We start from the raw sequence: 18,189 nt of genomic DNA, 5'->3' as shown, positions 1-18,189 counted from the left end.
TGCCCCCACCCAACCCTCCCCACCGCAAGCGGGAGGAGGGCCTGAGCCTTCATGAGCCGCGAGGACAGCCCTCAGTCGGGCCGATTTCAGGCCATCACCTTGGCCAGCACGTCCTTCAGCCCGCCATCGCGTTCGAGCCAGCCGGGCACCGGCAGGTTCTTCGAGCGCAGGAATTCCGGGTTGAAGAGCTTCGACTGATAGCGCGTGCCGTAATCGGCGAGGATGGTCACGATGGTGTGGCCGGGGCCCATCTCCTTCGCCAGCCGGATCGCGCCGGCGACGTTGATGCCGGAGGAACCACCGAGGCAGAGACCCTCTTCCTCCAGCAGCTGGAAGCAGAGCGGGATCGCCTCCTCATCCGGAATCTGGAAGGCGACATCGATCGGCGCGCCCTCGATGTTCCTGGTGATCCGGCCCTGGCCGATACCCTCGGTGATCGAGGAACCCTCAGCCTTGAGCTCGCCGGTGGTATAGTAGGCATAAAGCGCCGCGCCCATCGGGTCGGCGAGGGCGATACGGATCTTCGGGTTGAAGCCTTTCAGCGCGATGGCGACGCCGGCGAGCGTTCCGCCAGTGCCGACGGCGCTGACGAAGCCGTCGACCTTGCCGTCGGTCTGCTGCCAGATTTCCGGGCCAGTCGTCTCGATATGGCCCTGGCGATTGGCGACATTGTCGAACTGGTTGGCCCAGATCGCGCCATTGGCCTCAGTCTTCGCCAGTTCCTCGGCGAGGCGGCCGGAGACCTTCACATAGTTGTTCGGGTTGACGTAGCCGACGGCCGGCACCTCGACCAGGGTCGCGCCGGCGAGCCGCAGCATGTCCTTCTTTTCCTGGCTCTGCGTCTCCGGGATGACGATCACCGAGCGATAACCGAGCGCATTGCCGACCAGCGCCAGGCCGATGCCGGTATTGCCGGCCGTGCCCTCGACGATGACGCCGCCGGGGCGGAGCGCGCCGCTCTTTTCGGCGTCGCGGATGATGGCGAGCGCGGCGCGGTCCTTGACCGACTGGCCGGGGTTCATGAACTCGGCCTTGCCGAGGATTTCGCAGCCGGTTTCCTGCGAGGCACGCTTCAATTTGATCAGGGGGGTGTTGCCGATCGCTTCGACGACGCCGTTGCGGATAGTCATATTGGCAACTCCAGCCATTTCCCTGTCGGTCGGCACCTGATAGGCCAAACCCGTAAACACGTCACGAGCCCAGCACACTATGTCCGCCCTCGCCATGAATGAAACGCTCACGATCGCGCGGCTCGGCCAGCGCGGCGACGGCGTCGCCGAGACGGCGCAGGGCCAGGTCTTCGTGCCGTTCGCGCTGCCGGGCGAGAGCGTGCGGGCCGTGCGCGATGGCGACAGGGCGCAAGTTGTCGAGATTCTCGTGCCGTCAGCCTCGCGCATCGCCGCGATCTGCCCGCTCTTCACCCGCTGCGGCGGTTGCGCCGCGCAGCATATCGGCGACGGGCTCTATGCCGAATGGAAGCGCCAGCAGGTGGTCACGGCGCTCTCCCGCGCCGGGTTGGAGACCGAGGTCGCTGCCATGGTCGACGCCCATGGCGCCGGCCGCCGCCGCGTCACCTTCCATGCCCGGCGTGAGGACGATGGCATGCGCGTCGGCTTCATGGCGGCGCGCAGCCACGACCTGATCGAGGTCGAGGCCTGTCCGGTACTGGCGCCAGGCCTGGCGCGCGCGCCCGCCGTGGCGCAACTCCTCGCCAATCGCCTGCGCTCCTCGAACAAGCCGCTCGATATCCAGCTCACTGCTTCTGAGGCTGGCCTCGATGTCGACATCCGCGGCCACGGGCCGGCGGGCGACAGCTTGCGCCGACAACTCACCGAAGCGGCCGAGCGGCTCGACCTCGCGCGCCTCGCCATGCATGGCGAGATCATCGTCGAGCGGCGCGCGCCCTTCCAGCTGATGGGCAAGGCAGCGGTGACGCCGGCGCCCGGCGGCTTCCTGCAGGCGACCGCCGAGGGTGAGGCGACGCTGTCGTGGCTCGTGCTCGACGCGATCCCGAAGGCGAAGCGCGTCGCCGATCTCTTCGCCGGCTGCGGCCCGTTCAGCGTCCGGCTCGCCGAGAAGGCGCAGGTTTCGGCCTTCGAGAGCGACAAGGCCGCGATCCAGGCGCTGAGCCGGGCCGCCAATCATACGCAGGGCCTGAAGCCGGTTGCGGTGGAGATCCGCGACCTCTTCCGCCGGCCGCTGCTGGAGCATGAGCTCAACGCTTTCGACGCCGTCGTGCTCGACCCGCCGCGGGCCGGCGCCGAGGCGCAGGTCAAGCGGCTCGCGGCCTCGAAAGTGTCGGTGGCGGCCTATGTCTCCTGCGATGTCGGCAGCTTCGCCCGCGATGCGGCGCTTCTGGTCGCAGGCGGCTATGCGCTGGAGCGTGTGACGCCGGTCGACCAGTTCCGCTATTCCGCTCACATCGAACTCGTCGGCGTCTTCCGCAAGGCAGCCGGCCGCAGCAAGTGACCAAGTCTCCGGAGGCAGGATGAGCGCGCCTACTATCGAAGCTCTGGCCGGCATCGTCGGCGCGAAGAATGTGATCACCGACGCTGACGCGATGGTGCCCTATCTCAAGGAGCCGCGCGGTCTCTTCCACGGCAAGGCGCAGGCCGTGGTCCGGCCGGGCTCCGTCGCCGAGGTTTCGGCCCTGATGAGATGGGCGAGCGAGACCGGCGCGACGGTCGTGCCGCAAGGCGGCAATACCGGCATGGTCGGTGGCCAGGTTCCGGTCGCCGAGGGCCGGGAGATCATCCTGTCGCTGCAGCGGCTCGACAAGATCCGCTCGGTCGATGTCGACGGCGATACCATGACCGTCGAGGCCGGTGTCATCCTGCAGAAGGCGCAAGAGGCGGCCGAGGCCGCGGGGCGGCTCTTCCCGCTTTCACTCGCCTCGGAAGGCTCCTGCACGGTCGGCGGCAATCTCTCCAGCAATGCCGGTGGCACGGCCGTGATCGCCTATGGCAATGCCCGTGAGCTCTGCCTCGGCCTCGAAGTCGTCCTCGCCGACGGGCGCGTCTGGAACGGCCTGCGCCAATTGCGCAAGGACAATACCGGCTACGACCTCAAGAACCTCTTCATCGGCTCGGAAGGCACGCTCGGCATCATCACCGCCGCCGTGCTGAAGCTCTTCCCGCTGCCGACGGCGCGCGCCACCGCCTTCCTCGCCGTGCCCGATCCGGAAGCCGCGCTGTCCCTGCTCAACAAGGCCAAGGCCAGCGCAGGCGGCACGCTCACCACCTTCGAGATCATGCCGCGCATCGGCCTCGACTTCGTCGTCCGCCATGCCAGCGGCGCCCGCGATCCGCTCTCGGAGCCTTCGCCCTGGTATGTGCTGATGGAGGTCTCGGCCCAGGCCGAAGCCGGGCTCAGCGAGGCGGTCGAGGCCTTCCTCGGCGAGGCGCTGGAAGAGGGGCTCGTCACTGACGCGGTGCTCGCCGGCTCGCTCGGTCAGCGCGCCGATCTCTGGAAGCTGCGCGAGATGCTCTCGGAGGTGCAGACCCATGAGGGCGGCTCGATCAAGCACGACATCTCCGTGCCGCTCCACGCCACGCCCGAGTTCCTGAAGCGGGCCACCGCCAGGGTCGAGGCGATGGTGCCGGGCTGCCGACCGGTGCCGTTCGGCCATCTCGGCGACGGCAACATCCATTTCAACGTCAGCCAGCCCATTGGCGCCGACAAGGCCGCCTATCTTGCCGGCTGGAGCGCCATGAACGAGGCGGTACACGCCATCGTCACCGAGCTCAAGGGCTCGATCTCGGCCGAGCACGGCATCGGCCGCCTCAAGCGCTCCCTCCTGCCGGGCGTCAAGGATCCGGTCGAGCTCGACCTGATGCGGACGGTGAAGGCAGCGCTCGATCCCAAGGGCGTGCTCAATCCTGGATCGGTGCTGTAGCGCATGAGCGAACGCCGCCCGCGTGTTTGCGGTTCCGGAGGAGGCGTGACCATGGCCGAGGTCGATGGTCACTGATTGCCGTTAGAAGGTCATCTCGCCCTTGGTGACGCGGCAGACCTCGGCGAGCGCCAGCACCAGATGGTAGAGCACCCGGACCGGGACCCGATCGCTCATCGGTCGCCCCTGGTCGTCGAGCTGGTTGATCCATAGCCCGTTCTCGGCGTCGACGAAGTGTTGGAAGACCAGGCGCAGATGCTGTTCGAGCCGCGCCGCAGCATCGTCGTCGCCTTCGAACTCGATCCGTGCGACGAGCGCTTTCAGATATTCGGTCTGCGGCCAGAGCAGGGCCGCGCCGTTCAGCACGCGGCCTATCAGATCGACCTCGTTCACGACGAGCCGCGATCGATTGACCGAGGCGTCGACCTGAGCCTGTCCGAACGCATGGAGCATTCGCGCGGTATCGCGAGCCCCGCCCGAACCGGTCAGCCGCTCGTGGTGATAGAGCAGCCACGTCCACTCGAAATGATGACCGGGCTCCCGGATCAGACCGCGCGAGCCCGGGAAGGCCGCCCAATCTTCGCTGAAGAACTCGCCGAGCGTGCCACTGGTATCCAGCATCCGCTCCCGCATCAGGCATACGAGCCGGTCGGCCGTCACCAACCAGCGCGGGTCGGGCGATGCCGCCGCGAGAGCGTGGCAGGCCTCGAGCAGGTGCATATGCGGGTTCTGACGCCGCGGCTGCGTGCCCAGAGTATCCTCGCGAAAACCGCCATCCGGATGCGCCAGTTCGCCGTCGAGGAAGTCCATCACCTCGCCGGCGATCGCCAGCGCGCCCGTCTCACCGGTCGCCTTGGCGAACCAGCCGAGCGCGAACAGGACGAAGGCGAGATCGTAGAAATCGGACCTGCCGTCGACGGGCTCTCCGCGCGTCGTGCAGGAATGGCTGAAGCGCCCGTCGGCGCGCCGGCAGGCGCCAGTCAGGAAGGCGAAGCCGTGTCGCGCGGCGGCCAACGCCCCCGGCACGCCGAGCAGATGCGCATGGCTGAAGACATAGGTCAGCCGGGCCGTGACCAGAGTCGTGCGCAGATCGCTGGCCTCGGGCGCTCCGTCCGGCCCGAGATACTCGACGAAGCCGGGCCGCGCCGGGTCGAAGGCACGCTCGATCCAGCCCGGCAGCAATGTGCCCGTCAGCCAGGAACGCAGATCATTGGGTGCGGGGGTCGACATGCTTTGCTTTAAATCCTCGGAGCCGCCCACAAGGCGTGCTCGATCGGGCGCGGCGCCGGGGCGAATTCCAGCAGTTTGCCGCGATTTCAGGTCGTGCTTGAACCCGAAATCGCGCTGGTTCGAGGCGACTAGCGCTCAGGGCGTAGCGACATAACCATCGCGGCGCGGGTCGCAGGCGCCGGTCAGTCGGCCCGTAGCCGGATCGCGCGACACTGCCTGCATGCCGCCGACGCGCATCGTCCAGCCGCCGTCGTTGGCGAAGATGCCGTGTCCGCGCTCGGCCAGAGCCGCGATCGTCTCAGGCGCCAGCCGGTTCTCGACCTCGACGGCACGGCCATCCCAGAGCCGGGCTCGCGGCGCCTCGATCGCGTCCTGCAGCTGAAGCTCGAAATCGACATGCTGGACCATGGCCTGCACCTGCGTCTGCAGGATGCCGTAGCTGCCGGGCGTGCCGAGCGCGAGCACCGGCGCGCCACCTTTGGTCGAGAGCGTGGGCGACATGCACATCGGCAGTTCCGAGCCGGGCAGCGAGCGATTCGGGCTACCGGGCTGGACGTCGGCCCAGTACAGGAAGTTGTTGAGGCAAAGGCCGGTGCCCGGCACCACGACGCCGCTGCCGAACGGGCTGCCGATGCTCTGTGTCACGCAGATCAGGTTGCCGTCGCGATCGGCGATCGAGAACGAGGTGGTGTGGCCCGGGTCCTCCCCCGCGGGCGCTTGCGGCATCCATTGCTCGGTCGGTCCGTCGATCGGCTTGCCGTCGCGGACCTGCGCCCGGAGCCGCTCGACGAAGGGCCCGGACAGGATTTCGGCGAGCTTCTCGGGCCCTGGATTGTTGTGCGCGATCCGGACGCCGGCCGCGAGGCGGATGGCGCGGTAGACGATGTCGAGGTGCTCGGTGCCGTTGCGCTCCAGCTTGCTGAGGTCGAAGCCGTCGAGGATGCGCAAGGTCAGCAGGAATTGGAAGCCTTCGCAGGCTGGCGGCGGCACATGCACCTGCCGGTCGCGATAGGTGACGGCGAGCGGCTCACGCCAATCGGGCGCGACCTTGGCGAGATCGGCCATGGTCAGCGTCCCGCCCTGTGCCTTGAGATGGGCGATGATCGTTTCGCCAAGTGGGCCCTGATAGAGGTGGCCCGGCCCCTTGACGGCGATGTCGCGCAAGGTCGTGGCCAGCTCAGGCTGGTGCAGGATCTGGCCGAGTGCGACGCTTGTCCCGCCGTCGCGTAGGTAATTCCGCGCCCAATGCTCGTAGAGTTCGGGCCGCTCGCGCAGCAGCGGTGCCTGCTCGTTGAACTCCACCACGCCGAACTCGGCGATCGGGAAGCCGTCCTCGGCGAGTGCGATCGCCGGGGCGAAGATTTCTCCGAGCGAGAGGCGGCCATAGGCGCGATTGAGCTCGCACCAGCCGGCGAGATTGCCGGGCGGAGCCACCGCAAGCGCGCCGCGCTCGAGATCGGAACGCTGGCTGAAGCGCTCGATCGGGAAGCTCTCAGGCACGCGCGGCACGAAATCGAGCACACGTACGCGCTTTTCGGCCGCGACCCACATCGTCGCCGAGCCCATGCCGGCAAGGCTCGACATGAACGGCTCGACCACATTGAGCGCCGCCGCGACCGCACCGACCGCGTCGAAGACGTTGCCGCCCTGGGCGAGGATGCGGGCACCGGCCTGCGCCGCCAGCGGGTGGGCGGCGGCGACCATGCCGTGCAGGGAACTCATCGTCGGGCGGCGGCCATCCATCTCGGGCGTTTCCTCTGTTGGTCTCGTGCGAGACGAGAGTACGCGCGCTGTCGGGGGCTGCGCTAGAACAGGCTGCCCTGTGCGTCGTCCGGGCTGCCCCGACGAGGACGCATGACGGGCTTGGCGGGAGGGGCCGGCGCCGAGGCTGGATCGAACCGCTCCTGCACCTCCGGCCCGTCATTGGCGACCTTGTTCACCGCCGGTCCGAGCCGAAGCATCTCCAGGAGATCGTCGGGTGGCGGCTGCAGCAGCTTCTGCAGATCGGCCGGCTCGGCCGCCGGATCGAGCCAGGTGTCGAAAGCTTCGGGCGGCACGATGACGGGCGAGCGGTGGTGGATCGCCGCCATCTGCCCGTTCGCCGAACCGGTGACCATCGCGACCGTGTCGATCTCGGAACCATCCGGGCTGTGCCAGGTCTCCCACAGCGCCGCGAAGGCGAAGAAGCCCTGATCGGGCTTCCGGAAGAGGTAGGGCCGGTTTTCCTGCTGCCAGCCTTCGCCGAGGCGATGCCATTCATAGAAGCCATCAGCCGGCATCAGGCAGCGCCGGCGGATGAAGGCGGCACGGAAGGACGGTTTCTCGCGGGCGCTTTCGCTGCGGACATTGATGACCAAAGGAAAGCTCTTGGGATCCTTGACCCAGCCCGGGATGAAACCCCAGCGCATCAGGATGAACTGGCGCCGGCCTTCGTCGAGCCGGACGACAGGCACCGGCTGCGTCGGCGCGATGTTGTAGCGCGGCGGGAAATTCGGCTGCTCGCGATAGGCGAAGGCCTCGCGCATCGCTTCAGGCGGCAAGGTAATGGCGTAGCGACCACACATCACCGGATGTGTTCCGTCTTATCGTGACCGGATCAAGACTTTGTTTGCTGTTGGCACAGCATAGTCGCGCCGCTTCCGGGGCCTCTTCATGTCTGCTTCCGCGACCGAGACATCACCGACCGCGGCGGGCGGCACCACACCGCAACTCTCGACCGACTATCTCAACCGCCACAGCGAAGCGCTGATGCTGCTGGAGATGGTGCCGCTCGACCGCGAGATCGTCGGTGATCTCAAGGCCTGGCGCGGGCTCGGCTATGTCGAGCATTTCGCGATCTCCCCGCTGCGTTGCGCCAGCGAGGCCATGGCCGCCTATCGCGCACTGGATCGGCGCGAGGCGGAAGGTTTCGAGCAGCTCTGCACGGCCATGGACCGCCTAGTTTATACCGCTACGGCGTTGCTCGACGAGATGCCAACCGAGGAGGATCCGGCACTGATCGTCGATGTCGCGAGCCTGTCGTTGCGTCGGCTGATCGAGCGCGCCGCCGCCTTCATCAATGCCAATGGCCAGGGCCAGGCCGCCTATATCGATGCCGGTGCCGTGCAGGTCGACATCGATGGGCTGATGGTGAGCTAGACGTCTCGCATCGCTGCGAGCAGGAATTCGCGGTTGCCGTCGCCGCCGTCGATCGGGGAGGGGATGAGCCCGCTGACAGCAAAACCGAGTCCGCTGACCACGTCTGCGATCTCCGCGCAGATCTGCTGCTGAAGCGCCTCATTGCGCAGCACACCTTTCTTCAGCGCCGAGCGCTTGGTCTCGAATTGCGGCTTCACCAGCGCGATCAGCCGAGCCTGCGGCGCCAGCAGCTTCGCCACCGCCGGCAGCACCAGCTTCAGCGAGATGAAGCTGACGTCGATCACGGCGAGTGCCGGTGGCTGCGTGAACAGGCCGGGGTCGAGCGTGCGGATGTCCTGGCTCTCCAGGCTGGTCAGGCGCGGATGCCCGCGCAGGCTCTCATGCAATTGCGCCTGGCCGACATCGATGCCGTAGACATGCGCCGCCCCGCGCCGGAGCAGCACATCGCTGAAGCCGCCGGTCGAGGCGCCGACATCGAGGCAAATTAGCCCTGCCGCATCGAAGCCAAAGGCGTCGAGCGCGGCGGCGAGCTTCACCCCGCCGCGCGAAACGTAAGGGTGCGCCGCCTGTGCCTCGATCGTCGCCGCTGCGAGCACCGTCTCCGACGCCTTGCGCAGCACGACGCCGTCGGCGCTGACGAGGCCCGCGGCGATGGCAGCCTGCGCCCGCGCACGGCTCTCGAACAGGCCGCGCTCGAGCAGCAGCAGGTCGGCGCGGACCCGGCGCGGCAGGCCGGCGGTCATGGGCTCAGGCGCGCCTGATGGCGCTGGCAGGGCCGAGCGCGGTCTCGACGGTGCGCACGATCCCGGCGGCGTCGAGCCCGGCCTGCGCATACATCGCCTCGGGCTTGTTGTGCTCCTGGAAGATGTCGGGCAGCGTCAGGCTGCGGATCTTCAGGCCGCGATCGAGTGCGCCTTCGCGCGCCAGCAACTGCAGCACATGACTGCCGAAGCCGCCGACCGAGCCCTCTTCGACTGTCACCAGCACCTCATGCTCGCGGGCGAGGCGCAGGATCAGCTCCTCGTCGAGCGGCTTGGCGAAGCGGGCATCGGCGACGGTGGTCGAAAGTCCGCGCTGGCCGAGCTGTTCGGCGGCCGTGAGGCACTCTGCCAGCCGCGTGCCGAGCGAGAGCAGGGCGACCTGCGTGCCTTCCCTGACGATCCGGCCCTTGCCGATTTCGAGCGGCACGCCGTGCTGGGGCATCTCGACGCCGACACCTTCGCCGCGCGGATAGCGGAAGGCGATCGGACCCGCATCATAGGCGGCCGCGGTCGCGACCATATGGGTGAGCTCGGCCTCGTCGGCAGCCGCCATCACCACCATGTCGGGCAGGCAGGCGAGATAGGCGACGTCGAAGGCGCCGGCATGGGTCGCGCCATCGGCGCCAACAAGACCGGCCCGGTCGAGCGCGAAGCGGACCGGCAGTTTCTGGATCGCGACGTCGTGCACGACCTGGTCGTAGGCGCGTTGCAGGAAGGTCGAGTAGATCGCGCAGAACGGTTTGAAGCCCTCGGTCGCGAGACCAGCCGCGAAAGTCACCGCATGCTGCTCGGCGATGCCGACATCGAAGGTGCGGCCGGGGAATTCCTTGCCGAAGGCGTCGAGGCCGGTGCCGGACGGCATGGCGGCGGTCACCGCCACGATCTTCTCATCCTCACGCGCGGCCTTGATCAGCGCATTGGCGAAGACATTGGTGTAGCTCGGCGCGTTCGCCGGCGCCTTGGCCTGCAGGCCGGTGACGGGGTCGAACTTGACGACGCCATGGTATTTGTCGGCGCTCGCTTCGGCCGGAGCGTAGCCCTTGCCCTTCTGCGTCACGACATGGACGAGGATCGGCCCGGTCTCGGCGTCGCGGACATTGCGCAGCACCGGCAGCAGATGGTCGAGATTGTGCCCATCGATCGGGCCGACATAGTAGAAGCCGAGCTCCTCAAACAGCGTTCCGCCGGTCCAGAAGCCGCGGGCATATTCCTCGGTCCGCTTCGCCTTCTCGTGGAAGAAGCGCGGAAGCCTTTCAGCCAGATATTTGGCGATCTCGCGCAGCGAACGATAGGTCCGGCCGGAGACGAGGCGGGCGAGATAGGCCGACATCGCACCGACCGGCGGGGCGATCGACATGTCGTTGTCGTTGAGAATGACGATCAGGCGCGAGCCCGTCGCCCCGGCATTGTTCATCGCCTCATAGGCCATGCCGGCCGACATGGCGCCGTCGCCGATCACGGCGATGACGTTGTTGGCCTTGCTGGCGAGGTCGCGCCCGACCGCCATGCCTAGGCCAGCCGAGATCGAGGTCGAGGAATGGGCGGCGCCGAACGGGTCGTATTCGCTTTCGGCCCGCCTGGTGAAGCCCGAGAGCCCGCCCGGCTGGCGCAGCGTCCGAATCTCGGCGCGGCGGCCGGTCAGGATCTTGTGCGGATAGGCCTGGTGGCCGACATCCCAGATCAGCCGGTCCCTGGGCGTGTCAAAGACATGATGCAGCGCGACGGTGAGCTCGACGACGCCGAGCCCGGCGCCGAGATGGCCGCCGGTGACCGAGACAGCATCGATCGTCTCGGCCCGGAGCTCGTCGGCGAGCTGGCGCAATTGAGCGTCGTCAAGCTGGCGCAAAGCGGCCGGATCGGGCACCTGGTCGAGGAGAGGCGTGTTGGGGCGAGGCAAGGGCTGGCCGAAGCTTGCTGAATCGTGCCTCCGAAATAGTCCTTCGCGGCGGTGCTGGCAAACCGGCCCGTCGTCGCAGCCGGGCAGGAAACGGGTGGGAGCAGCCGGCCCGATCTGGAAAATCGGGGCCATCCTCATCGCTGGACGCCTCCCATGACCTCGCCCTTCTTCATCGCCTTGCTGCTGGCAGGCGTCACGGCGCAGTTCGCCGACAAGCTCGCGCTCGACACGATCACGCTCGCAGCAACGCAGGCCGGCGCGACGCCGCGCTTCGTCGGTTTGCTTGTCGCCGCGCAATCGGCCGCCTGGCTCCTGATCTCGCTGCCGGCCGGGGTGCTCGCCGATCGCCTGGCGCCGCGCACGCTGATCCTTGCCGGCGGTGCCCTGATGGCGCTGGGCTCGGGCCTCGGCGCGGTCCTGCTCGCCAGCGGCGCGATCGGGCCGGCGCTGGCGCTCTCGACCTTCATCGCGGCTGCGGGACCGGTGACCATCGCGCTCTCGATCTTCGTGCTGATGCCGCAGGCGGTGACGCTCGCCGAATTGCCGCGGGCCAACAGTCGGCTCGAGCTCGGCCGGGCCGCCCTCAGTCTGATCGCGCCGCTGATCGCCGGCTGGGCGGTGGCGCGGGCCTCGGGCTGGCTTGGCCTCGGCCTCTGTGCCGCCTGCGGCGTCGTCGTGATCATGGCCGCCGCCCGCCTGCCGGCCGAACGGCCACCGGCGCAGCCGCGCCAGCCATTGCACCGCGCCATCGCCGAGGGCGGCGCATTCGTCGCGCGCCACCCCTATCTGCGGCCGATCGCGCTCTGCGCCATCGGCTGGAACCTCGCCTTCTTCGCCTTCATGGCGTTGCTCGCGCCCTATGCGCTGCGCGTGCTGGCGCTCGATCCGGCGACCGTCGGCCTGGCATCCTCGGTCTATGGCGCGGGCGCGATAGCCGCTGCACTTTCGGGTGCATGGCTGATCGCGCACCTGCCGACCGGGTTCCTGCTCGTCTTCGGTCCGGCGGTCTCGCTTTTTGGAGCGGCCGCACTGGCGCTCGCACCGCCCGCACTGGGCTGGCCGGCGCTGGCGCTCGCCTTCTTCCTGTTCGGCTTCGGCCCGATCCTCTGGTTCATCACCCAGACGACCTTGCGCCAGGCGGTGACGCCGCAGCCCTTGCTCGGCCGGGTCAGTGCAACGATCACCACCGCCATGTACGGCATGCGCCCGCTGGGGGCGCTCGCCGGCGGCCTCGCCGGCGAATGGTTCGGCGTCGAGGCGGCGATGTGGCTGCCGGTTATCCTGTTCGCGCTGTCGATGCTGGCGATCCTGGCCTCGCAGATGCCACGGCTGAAGGTCATGCCGCAGAGCGAGCTCAGCGCTCCGGCAGCGGGATGAACTCTTCCTCGTCGCCGGGCACGGTGTCGAAGCGGCCGGTCTTCCATTCCTGCTTGGCCTGGTCGATGCGCTCCTTCGAGGACGACACGAAGTTCCACCAGATGTGGCGCGGGCCGTCCATCGGCTCGCCGCCGATCAGCATCAATCGGCTCTGGTCGACGGCGAGGATCGAGATGCGGTCGCCCGGCTTGAAGATCAGCAACTGGCCGGCGCCGAACTCGTCGCCGGCGATGTCGATCTTGCCGGTGACGATGTAGACGGCACGCTCGTGATAGTCAGGGTCGAGCGGCAGGATCGCACCCGGCGCCAGCACGGCCTCGGCATAGAGCGTGTCCCAGGGGAATTTCACCGGCGAGGTCTGGCCGAAGGCCGAGCCCATGATCAGGCTGACGCGTTTTCCCTCGCCGACGATGCGCGGCAATTCGGGCGCCGCGTGATGGACGAACTCCGGCGCGACCTCCTCATGCGTCTTCGGCAAGGCGAGCCAGGTCTGGATGCCATAGAGCTTGGGCGCCTTCATCCGCTCTTCCGGCGCGGTGCGCTCGGAGTGGACGATGCCGCGGCCGGCCGTCATCAGGTTCACCGCGCCGGGGCGGATCGGCAGCGCGGTGCCGAGCGAATCGCGATGCATGATCTCGCCGTCGAAGAGATAGGTGACGGTGGACAGCCCGATATGCGGGTGAGGGCGCACATCGATGCCCTCGCCGAGCAGGAACTCGGCCGGGCCCATCTGGTCGAAGAAGATAAAGGGGCCGACCATCTTGCGCCCGATCGAGGGCAAGGCGCGGCGGACAGAGAAACCGCCGAGATCATGCGCGCGCGGCACGATCACCTGTTCGAGCGCCTCGCAGGAGCGGGTGTCGCCTGCGATCGGATCATGGTCGGGCAGCTGCGACATGGCGATGTCCTCCTGTGAACGTGGGAAGACTGGCCCCGGACGCCGTGTACGACAAGGGTACAACCGGCCGCAGGGCTCGACGCGGTCGTCCTGAGAAATTATCGATAATCCATGGCCAGCGAGAAATCCGAGACCCTTCCAGTCCGCATCAGCCGCGTCCTCGCCGAGCGGATCATTTCTGGGCAGCTCGAGCCGGGCGCAAGGTTGCGGCAGGACCACGTCGCGGCCGAGTTCGGCGCGAGCCATGTCCCGGTGCGTGAAGCCTTCCAGCGCCTCGAGGCGCAGGGGCTTGCCGTCAGCGAGCCGCGTCGCGGCGTGCGCGTCGCCGCCTTTGACCTGCGCGAGGTTCGCGAAGTCGCCGAGATGCGCGCGGCACTGGAGGTGCTCGCCTTGCGCCATGCCGGTCCGCATCTGACGCGCGCCATCCTCGACGAGGCCGAGGAGGCGACTCGGGCCGGAGATAATTCGCCTGACGTCCGTGCCTGGGAGGAAGCGAATCGGCGCTTCCATCGGCTGATCGTGACGCCTTGCGCCATGCCGCGCCTGCTGGCGGCGATCGACGACCTCCATGCCGCCAGCGCCCGTTTCCTGTTCTCGGCCTGGCGCTCGGACTGGGAGGCACGCACCGATCACGACCATCGCGCCATCCTCGCGGCGTTGCGCGCCGGGCAGGTCGACGAGGCCGCAGCGATCCTCGCCCGCCATGTCCAGTGGATCGGCTCCAAGCCGGTCCGCACTGCCGCCGGCGGAACCCGCGACGTCTTCACGATCCAGGGCTGACGCCGAGGCCAGAACCATCGACGGACGTGGCTGTCGCCCGACTGTGCATTTTCGCGCGTCGGACAGCCACGCGCTGCTGACTTGCATTCCGATCGGTCTTATGGATTCTAAGATAGATCGACTTGCTAAATTATCTATAATTCTGGAATCGATGGAGATCGAACTCATGAGCGACCTCAGCTACGCCGCGCCAGCCCGCTTCAGCCCCCTCGATCTGCAGACGCGTCCCGCTTTCGTCCAGCTTGGGGCCGTCCTGCTCGGCACCCTGGTCCTGGCGATCGCCTCGCAGATCAGCGTGCCGATGCTGCCGGTGCCGATGACCATGCAGACGCTGGCGGTGATCCTGATCGGCGCGCTCTATGGCTGGCGACTCGGTGCGCTCACCATCGTCGTCTGGCTCGGCGAGGCGGCGCTCGGCCTGCCGGTGCTTGCCAACGGAACCGGCGGGCCGGCGCCCTTCATGGGCCCGACCGCGGGCTATCTCGCCTCCTTCCCGCTCGTCGCCGCGCTGATCGGCTGGCTGGCCGAGCGCGGCTGGAATGGCAGCCGGCCGGCTTTCGCTTTCGTATCGATGCTGCTCGGCCATGCGCTCTGCCTGCTGTTCGGCGGGCTCTGGCTCGCGACGCTGATCGGTCCCGAGAAGGCGGTGCTCGCCGGCGTCGTGCCCTTCCTGCTCGGCTCGCTGGTGAAGTCGGGGCTTGGTACGGCGATCCTGATGGCGCTCATGCGCCGCACGAACAAAGCCGAACAGGCTTGAGTCGAAGCGGGCCGGCGCCTTGGCGTCGGTCCATCCAGGGAATGCCCCGGCCGGTCAGGCTGCCTGCCGGGTTTCAAGCTGGGTGAGCCGTGTGACGTAATAGTCCGCGGCCGCTTCCAGCGCTTCGGCGTCGGCGCGGCGCATGTCATAGACCAGGAACGGCTCCTGCCAGGCGAGGGCGCAGCGATGCGCCGTCGCCTGCAGCGGTTTCAGCAGATCGCGCAGCGAGAACAGATTGGTTCCGCTCGGCGTATAGGCCTCGGGAACATTGCCGGCGGTCGCGGCGACCAGGACCGGCCGGCCGGCGAGCTTTGCGCCCTCCGCCTCGTAGTGGATGTAGAACATCCGGGTCAGCACCGCGTCCTGCCAGGCTTTCAGCAGCGGCGGCGTCGAATACCATTGCACCGGGAACTGCAGGACGATGCGCTCGGCAGCAAGCAGCCGCGCGACCTCCACATCGCCATCGATGCACCCATCCGGATAGAGCGCCTGCATATCGACGACGATCGTGTCGGGCCGGCTGCTTGCGGCTTCCGCCAAGGCCTTGTTGGCGCGCGAGCTCTGATAATCGGGGTGAAAGAGCAGGATCAGCATGTTCGTCATGGCGACCTCCTTGGGTTCGAGAGGAGGATGCCGCGCGCTCAGAAATTACTCCAATGGATGATCGATATATCGTATTATCGATCTCATGAATTTGCGAGCTGTAGATCTCAACCTGCTCGTCGTGCTCGACGCCCTGCTCGACGAGGCGCATGTCTCGCGCGCGGCCGAGCGGATCGGCTTGTCGCAGCCGGCTGCCTCGAGCGCGCTCGAACGCTGCCGGCACCTCTTTGGCGACCCGCTGCTCCTGCGTGGCAGGGGCCGGATGCGCCTGACGGCGAAGGCGCAGACGTTGCAGCAGCCGCTGCGAGACATCCTTGCCCAGGTGACGGCATTGCTCGATGCGCCGGAGCTGGACCTCACGAGTCTGAAGCAGACCGTCAGGGTGATGACGGCCGAGCTGCCGCCGGAATTGGTAACGGGCCGGGTCTACGAGCGCCTAATGCACACTGCACCGGGCCTGACCCTCGCCATCCTGCCCTGGCAGGGTGCGCAGGCGACGCTCGACGCGCTGGCGCAGGGGCGGGCCGATCTCGCCATCTCGGTCTTCCCGACGATCGACGCCGATTTCACCCGCCGTGAATTGCTGCGCGAGCGCTATGTCGTTGCGATGCGGCAGGACCATCCGGCGGCGGCCGGCTTCGATCTCGACCGCTGGCTCGCCTTCCCGCATGTGCTGGTCTCTGGCCGCGGCGAAACCCATGGCCCGCTCGACGAGGCGCTCGCCCGGCTGGATCGCAAGCGCCATATCGGCCTGGTCGTGCCGAGCTTCCTCAGCGTGCCGCCCTTGCTGCTGACCTCGGATCTGATCGCGCTCTTGCCGAGCCGGACCTTGCCACCGGACGAGGCCGATCGTTTCGTCACCTTTGAGCCGCCGGTCGCGGTCGAGGGTTTTCCGCTGCATCTCGCCTGGCACCGGCGCAGCGAGGGCGACGCCGCCGTCCAGCATGTCGCGCGCCTGATCGAATCGGTGCTCGGCGAAGCGGCTGCGATCAGTTCGCCCGCCTAGTTACCGACGTCGAGCGGCTGGGTGCCGGTCGGCTTGCCGTCGGTCCCGAGCGTGATCTTCTCGATGCGGGCTTCGGCCTGCTTCAGCAGCGCGTCGCAACGCGCCTTCAGCGCCTCGCCGCGGGTGTAGATGTCGATCGATTCTTCCAGCGCCACATCGCCGCGCTCGAGCCGGGCGACGATGCCCTCGAGCTCCTTCAGGGCCGCCTCGAAAGGCAGGCCGGCGACATCGGCATTGGTCTTGGCGTCGGTCACGGGCGCGATTCCTGTTGGGCGGCCGTTATCGGTCCTGGCCTCGTTCACCGCAACCCCACCCAGGCTTCAACCTCAACAGCCCTCATCCTGAGGAGCCGCGCAGCGGCGTCTCGAAGGATGGTCCAGATGTCTCGGGAGCCTGCTGGAGCATCCTTCGAGACGCGCTCCTGCGGAGCGCTCCTCAGGATGAGGGCTGGAGGTCAAGTACGGGGGCTTGGCCTCACATCGGCAGGGCCGAAGTCTTCTTGATCGTGCGCAGCGTCAGCGTCGACTGCACCCGGGTGACGCCCGGCAATTGCGTGATGATGTCGGTGTGGATGCGCTCGAAATCGGCGCTGTCGCGGTAGATCACCCGCATCAGATAATCATGCGCGCCGGCGAGCAGGTGGCATTCGAGGATCTCGGGCAGGTCCTGCACCGCCTTCTCGAAGCTCTCCAGCGAGGCGCGGCCCTGCTGGTCGAGCGTGACGAAGACGAAGGCGGTGCCGGGGAAGCCGGCGATGCGCTCGTCGAGCATCATCACATAGCCGCGGATCAGCCCGCTCTCCTCGAGCTGCCGCACGCGGCGCAGGCAGGCGGAGGGCGAGAGGTGCACCTTGTCGGCGAGGTCCGAATTGGTGATCCGGCCATCCTTCTGGAGGATGCGCAGGATCGTCTTGTCGCGGGAGTCGAGTTCGATCTGCATCGCTGGAGCGTCGTCCCGTGGGCCGGCACCGTCTGGCGCGGTCGCCGGAAAGCGCAGATGCTTCTGCGCAAAAAGCGCGCTTGGCAAGCATGATCTTGCGCGTGCTCTCGCATTATCCGCATCGCGGCGCTGCTGCGGCGCCCTGTGGCGCAGGATCGTGCGGCGCAACATTCGGATTTTGCCAGTCGCGATCGACGTGGAAGGGCTTGCCCTCGACGGCATCCGCCAAGCGGGTCTGGCCGCGTGCGCAAAAACGTTTACAACTAAACTATTCTCTTCGGGACACCGTCATGAATCTCTGGTTCCGCCTCATCTGGCTGCTGCTGACGCGGCCGTTCCAGCCGAAACTGAAGCCGCCGTTCGAGGCTTCGGTCCTGCCTTTCCGGGTCTGGCCCCACGATCTCGACATCAGCCTGCACATGAACAATGCCCGCTACTGGGGGCTGATGGACCTCGGCCGTGCCGATCTGATGCTGCGCAGCGGCCTCTGGCGCGCGATCCTGCGCCATGGCTGGGTGCCGGTAGTCAATTGCGGCACGATCCGCTTCCGCCGCGAGGTCCGCCTGTTCCGCCCAATCAAGCTCGAGACGCGCCTGCTCTGTTGGGGTGAAAGCTGGGTCGTGATGCAGCATCGCATCCTGGCGGCGGGGCGCGACGGCCAGGAGATCGTCGCTGCGGTCGCGCTGGTGCGCGCCGCGCTCTATGACCGCAAGGGCAGGGCCTATGTGCCGGCCGCCCGCCTTTTCGCCGAGATGGGCGTCGCAGTGGAAAGCCCGGAGCCCAGCCCCGAGGTCGCGGCCTTCCTCGCGGCCGAGGACGCGTTGCGGCAGGCGGGTGTGACCGCGGAGCCCTAGCGCGTCATTCTCGGGCGGAGCGAAGCGCAGACCCGAGAATCTCAGGACGATAGAGTC

The 18,189-nt window shown here is 67.7% G+C and carries 18 protein-coding genes; 8 read left to right on the top strand and 10 right to left on the bottom strand.

The features are described from left to right. Positions 1–86 precede the first annotated feature (86 nt). Complete coding sequence (locus ACSQ24_RS18420; RefSeq protein ID WP_436096075.1) at positions 87–1,130, bottom strand: cysteine synthase A; 1,044 nt, start codon at positions 1,128–1,130, stop codon at positions 87–89. A gap of 79 nt (positions 1,131–1,209) precedes the next feature. Between ACSQ24_RS18420 and ACSQ24_RS18415 the strand changes: the two genes are divergently transcribed. Together ACSQ24_RS18415 and ACSQ24_RS18410 are read left to right on the top strand one after the other, a co-directional pair. Further along, the gene (locus tag ACSQ24_RS18415) at positions 1,210–2,469 is read left to right on the top strand and encodes a class I SAM-dependent RNA methyltransferase (RefSeq protein ID WP_436096074.1); all 1,260 of its coding nucleotides are present in this window, start codon (positions 1,210–1,212) and stop codon (positions 2,467–2,469) included. A gap of 19 nt (positions 2,470–2,488) precedes the next feature. Further along, positions 2,489–3,895, top strand: coding sequence for an FAD-binding oxidoreductase (locus ACSQ24_RS18410; protein WP_436096073.1), 1,407 nt, complete (start codon positions 2,489–2,491; stop codon positions 3,893–3,895). Between the two features lie 81 nt (positions 3,896–3,976). Here the strand turns inward: ACSQ24_RS18410 and ACSQ24_RS18405 are convergent, their stop codons facing one another. From ACSQ24_RS18405 to ACSQ24_RS18395, 3 genes are all read right to left on the bottom strand, one after another. Further along, positions 3,977–5,122, bottom strand: coding sequence for an AGE family epimerase/isomerase (locus ACSQ24_RS18405; protein ID WP_436096072.1), 1,146 nt, complete (start codon positions 5,120–5,122; stop codon positions 3,977–3,979). A 135-nt stretch (positions 5,123–5,257) separates the two neighbouring features. Continuing rightward, entirely contained in the window at positions 5,258–6,865 is a 1,608-nt protein-coding gene (locus ACSQ24_RS18400; RefSeq protein ID WP_436096071.1) for a gamma-glutamyltransferase family protein, read from the bottom strand. A gap of 62 nt (positions 6,866–6,927) precedes the next feature. Further along, positions 6,928–7,686 (bottom strand): SOS response-associated peptidase, encoded by a 759-nt coding sequence (locus ACSQ24_RS18395; protein ID WP_436096070.1) that lies wholly within the window; start codon positions 7,684–7,686, stop codon positions 6,928–6,930. 88 nt (positions 7,687–7,774) lie between these two features. Here ACSQ24_RS18395 and ACSQ24_RS18390 point away from each other — a divergent pair, with 88 nt between their 5' ends. Continuing rightward, positions 7,775–8,260, top strand: coding sequence for a hypothetical protein (locus ACSQ24_RS18390; protein WP_436096069.1), 486 nt, complete (start codon positions 7,775–7,777; stop codon positions 8,258–8,260). On the opposite strand, the gene ACSQ24_RS18385 is transcribed toward ACSQ24_RS18390, so the two are convergent. Then, a complete protein-coding gene (locus ACSQ24_RS18385; protein ID WP_436096068.1) occupies positions 8,257–9,003 on the bottom strand; it encodes a TlyA family RNA methyltransferase in 747 nt (248 codons plus the stop codon). The two genes, ACSQ24_RS18390 and ACSQ24_RS18385, sit on opposite strands and share 4 nt — an antisense overlap. Before the next feature lie 4 nt (positions 9,004–9,007). Continuing rightward, entirely contained in the window at positions 9,008–10,918 is a 1,911-nt protein-coding gene (gene dxs, locus ACSQ24_RS18380) for a 1-deoxy-D-xylulose-5-phosphate synthase (RefSeq protein WP_436096067.1), read from the bottom strand. A 153-nt stretch (positions 10,919–11,071) separates the two neighbouring features. Here dxs and ACSQ24_RS18375 point away from each other — a divergent pair, with 153 nt between their 5' ends. Beyond that, entirely contained in the window at positions 11,072–12,295 is a 1,224-nt protein-coding gene (locus tag ACSQ24_RS18375) for an MFS transporter (RefSeq protein WP_436096066.1), read from the top strand. On the opposite strand, the gene ACSQ24_RS18370 is transcribed toward ACSQ24_RS18375, so the two are convergent. Continuing rightward, positions 12,273–13,193, bottom strand: coding sequence for a pirin family protein (locus ACSQ24_RS18370; protein WP_436096065.1), 921 nt, complete (start codon positions 13,191–13,193; stop codon positions 12,273–12,275). The two genes, ACSQ24_RS18375 and ACSQ24_RS18370, sit on opposite strands and share 23 nt — an antisense overlap. Positions 13,194–13,304: 111 nt before the next feature. Between ACSQ24_RS18370 and ACSQ24_RS18365 the strand changes: the two genes are divergently transcribed. Further along, entirely contained in the window at positions 13,305–13,973 is a 669-nt protein-coding gene (locus tag ACSQ24_RS18365) for a GntR family transcriptional regulator (protein WP_436096064.1), read from the top strand. Positions 13,974–14,139: 166 nt separating this feature from the next. Beyond that, entirely contained in the window at positions 14,140–14,730 is a 591-nt protein-coding gene (locus ACSQ24_RS18360; protein ID WP_436096063.1) for a biotin transporter BioY, read from the top strand. Positions 14,731–14,784: 54 nt separating this feature from the next. Here ACSQ24_RS18360 and ACSQ24_RS18355 read toward each other — a convergent pair whose 3' ends face one another. Next, positions 14,785–15,333, bottom strand: a complete 549-nt coding sequence (locus ACSQ24_RS18355) for an NAD(P)H-dependent oxidoreductase (protein WP_436096062.1) — start codon at positions 15,331–15,333, stop codon at positions 14,785–14,787. Between the two features lie 85 nt (positions 15,334–15,418). Here ACSQ24_RS18355 and ACSQ24_RS18350 point away from each other — a divergent pair, with 85 nt between their 5' ends. Then, entirely contained in the window at positions 15,419–16,339 is a 921-nt protein-coding gene (locus ACSQ24_RS18350) for a LysR family transcriptional regulator (protein WP_436096061.1), read from the top strand. Here ACSQ24_RS18350 and ACSQ24_RS18345 read toward each other — a convergent pair. Next, entirely contained in the window at positions 16,336–16,593 is a 258-nt protein-coding gene (locus ACSQ24_RS18345) for an exodeoxyribonuclease VII small subunit (RefSeq protein WP_436096060.1), read from the bottom strand. The genes ACSQ24_RS18350 and ACSQ24_RS18345 overlap by 4 nt on opposite strands. Positions 16,594–16,813: 220 nt before the next feature. Further along, complete coding sequence (locus tag ACSQ24_RS18340) at positions 16,814–17,278, bottom strand: Lrp/AsnC family transcriptional regulator (RefSeq protein WP_193219601.1); 465 nt, start codon at positions 17,276–17,278, stop codon at positions 16,814–16,816. A gap of 290 nt (positions 17,279–17,568) precedes the next feature. Between ACSQ24_RS18340 and ACSQ24_RS18335 the strand changes: the two genes are divergently transcribed. After that, positions 17,569–18,132: an acyl-CoA thioesterase gene (locus ACSQ24_RS18335; RefSeq protein ID WP_436096059.1), complete on the top strand. Its 564-nt coding sequence runs from the start codon at positions 17,569–17,571 to the stop codon at positions 18,130–18,132. Positions 18,133–18,189 lie beyond the last annotated feature (57 nt).

The organism is Allobosea sp. LjRoot237, from assembly GCF_964253285.1.
In the GTDB taxonomy this organism is placed as follows: domain Bacteria; phylum Pseudomonadota; class Alphaproteobacteria; order Rhizobiales; family Beijerinckiaceae; genus Allobosea.
The sequence above is the reverse complement of the archived record's forward strand: the minus strand, read 5'-3'. Positions and strand labels throughout refer to the sequence as shown.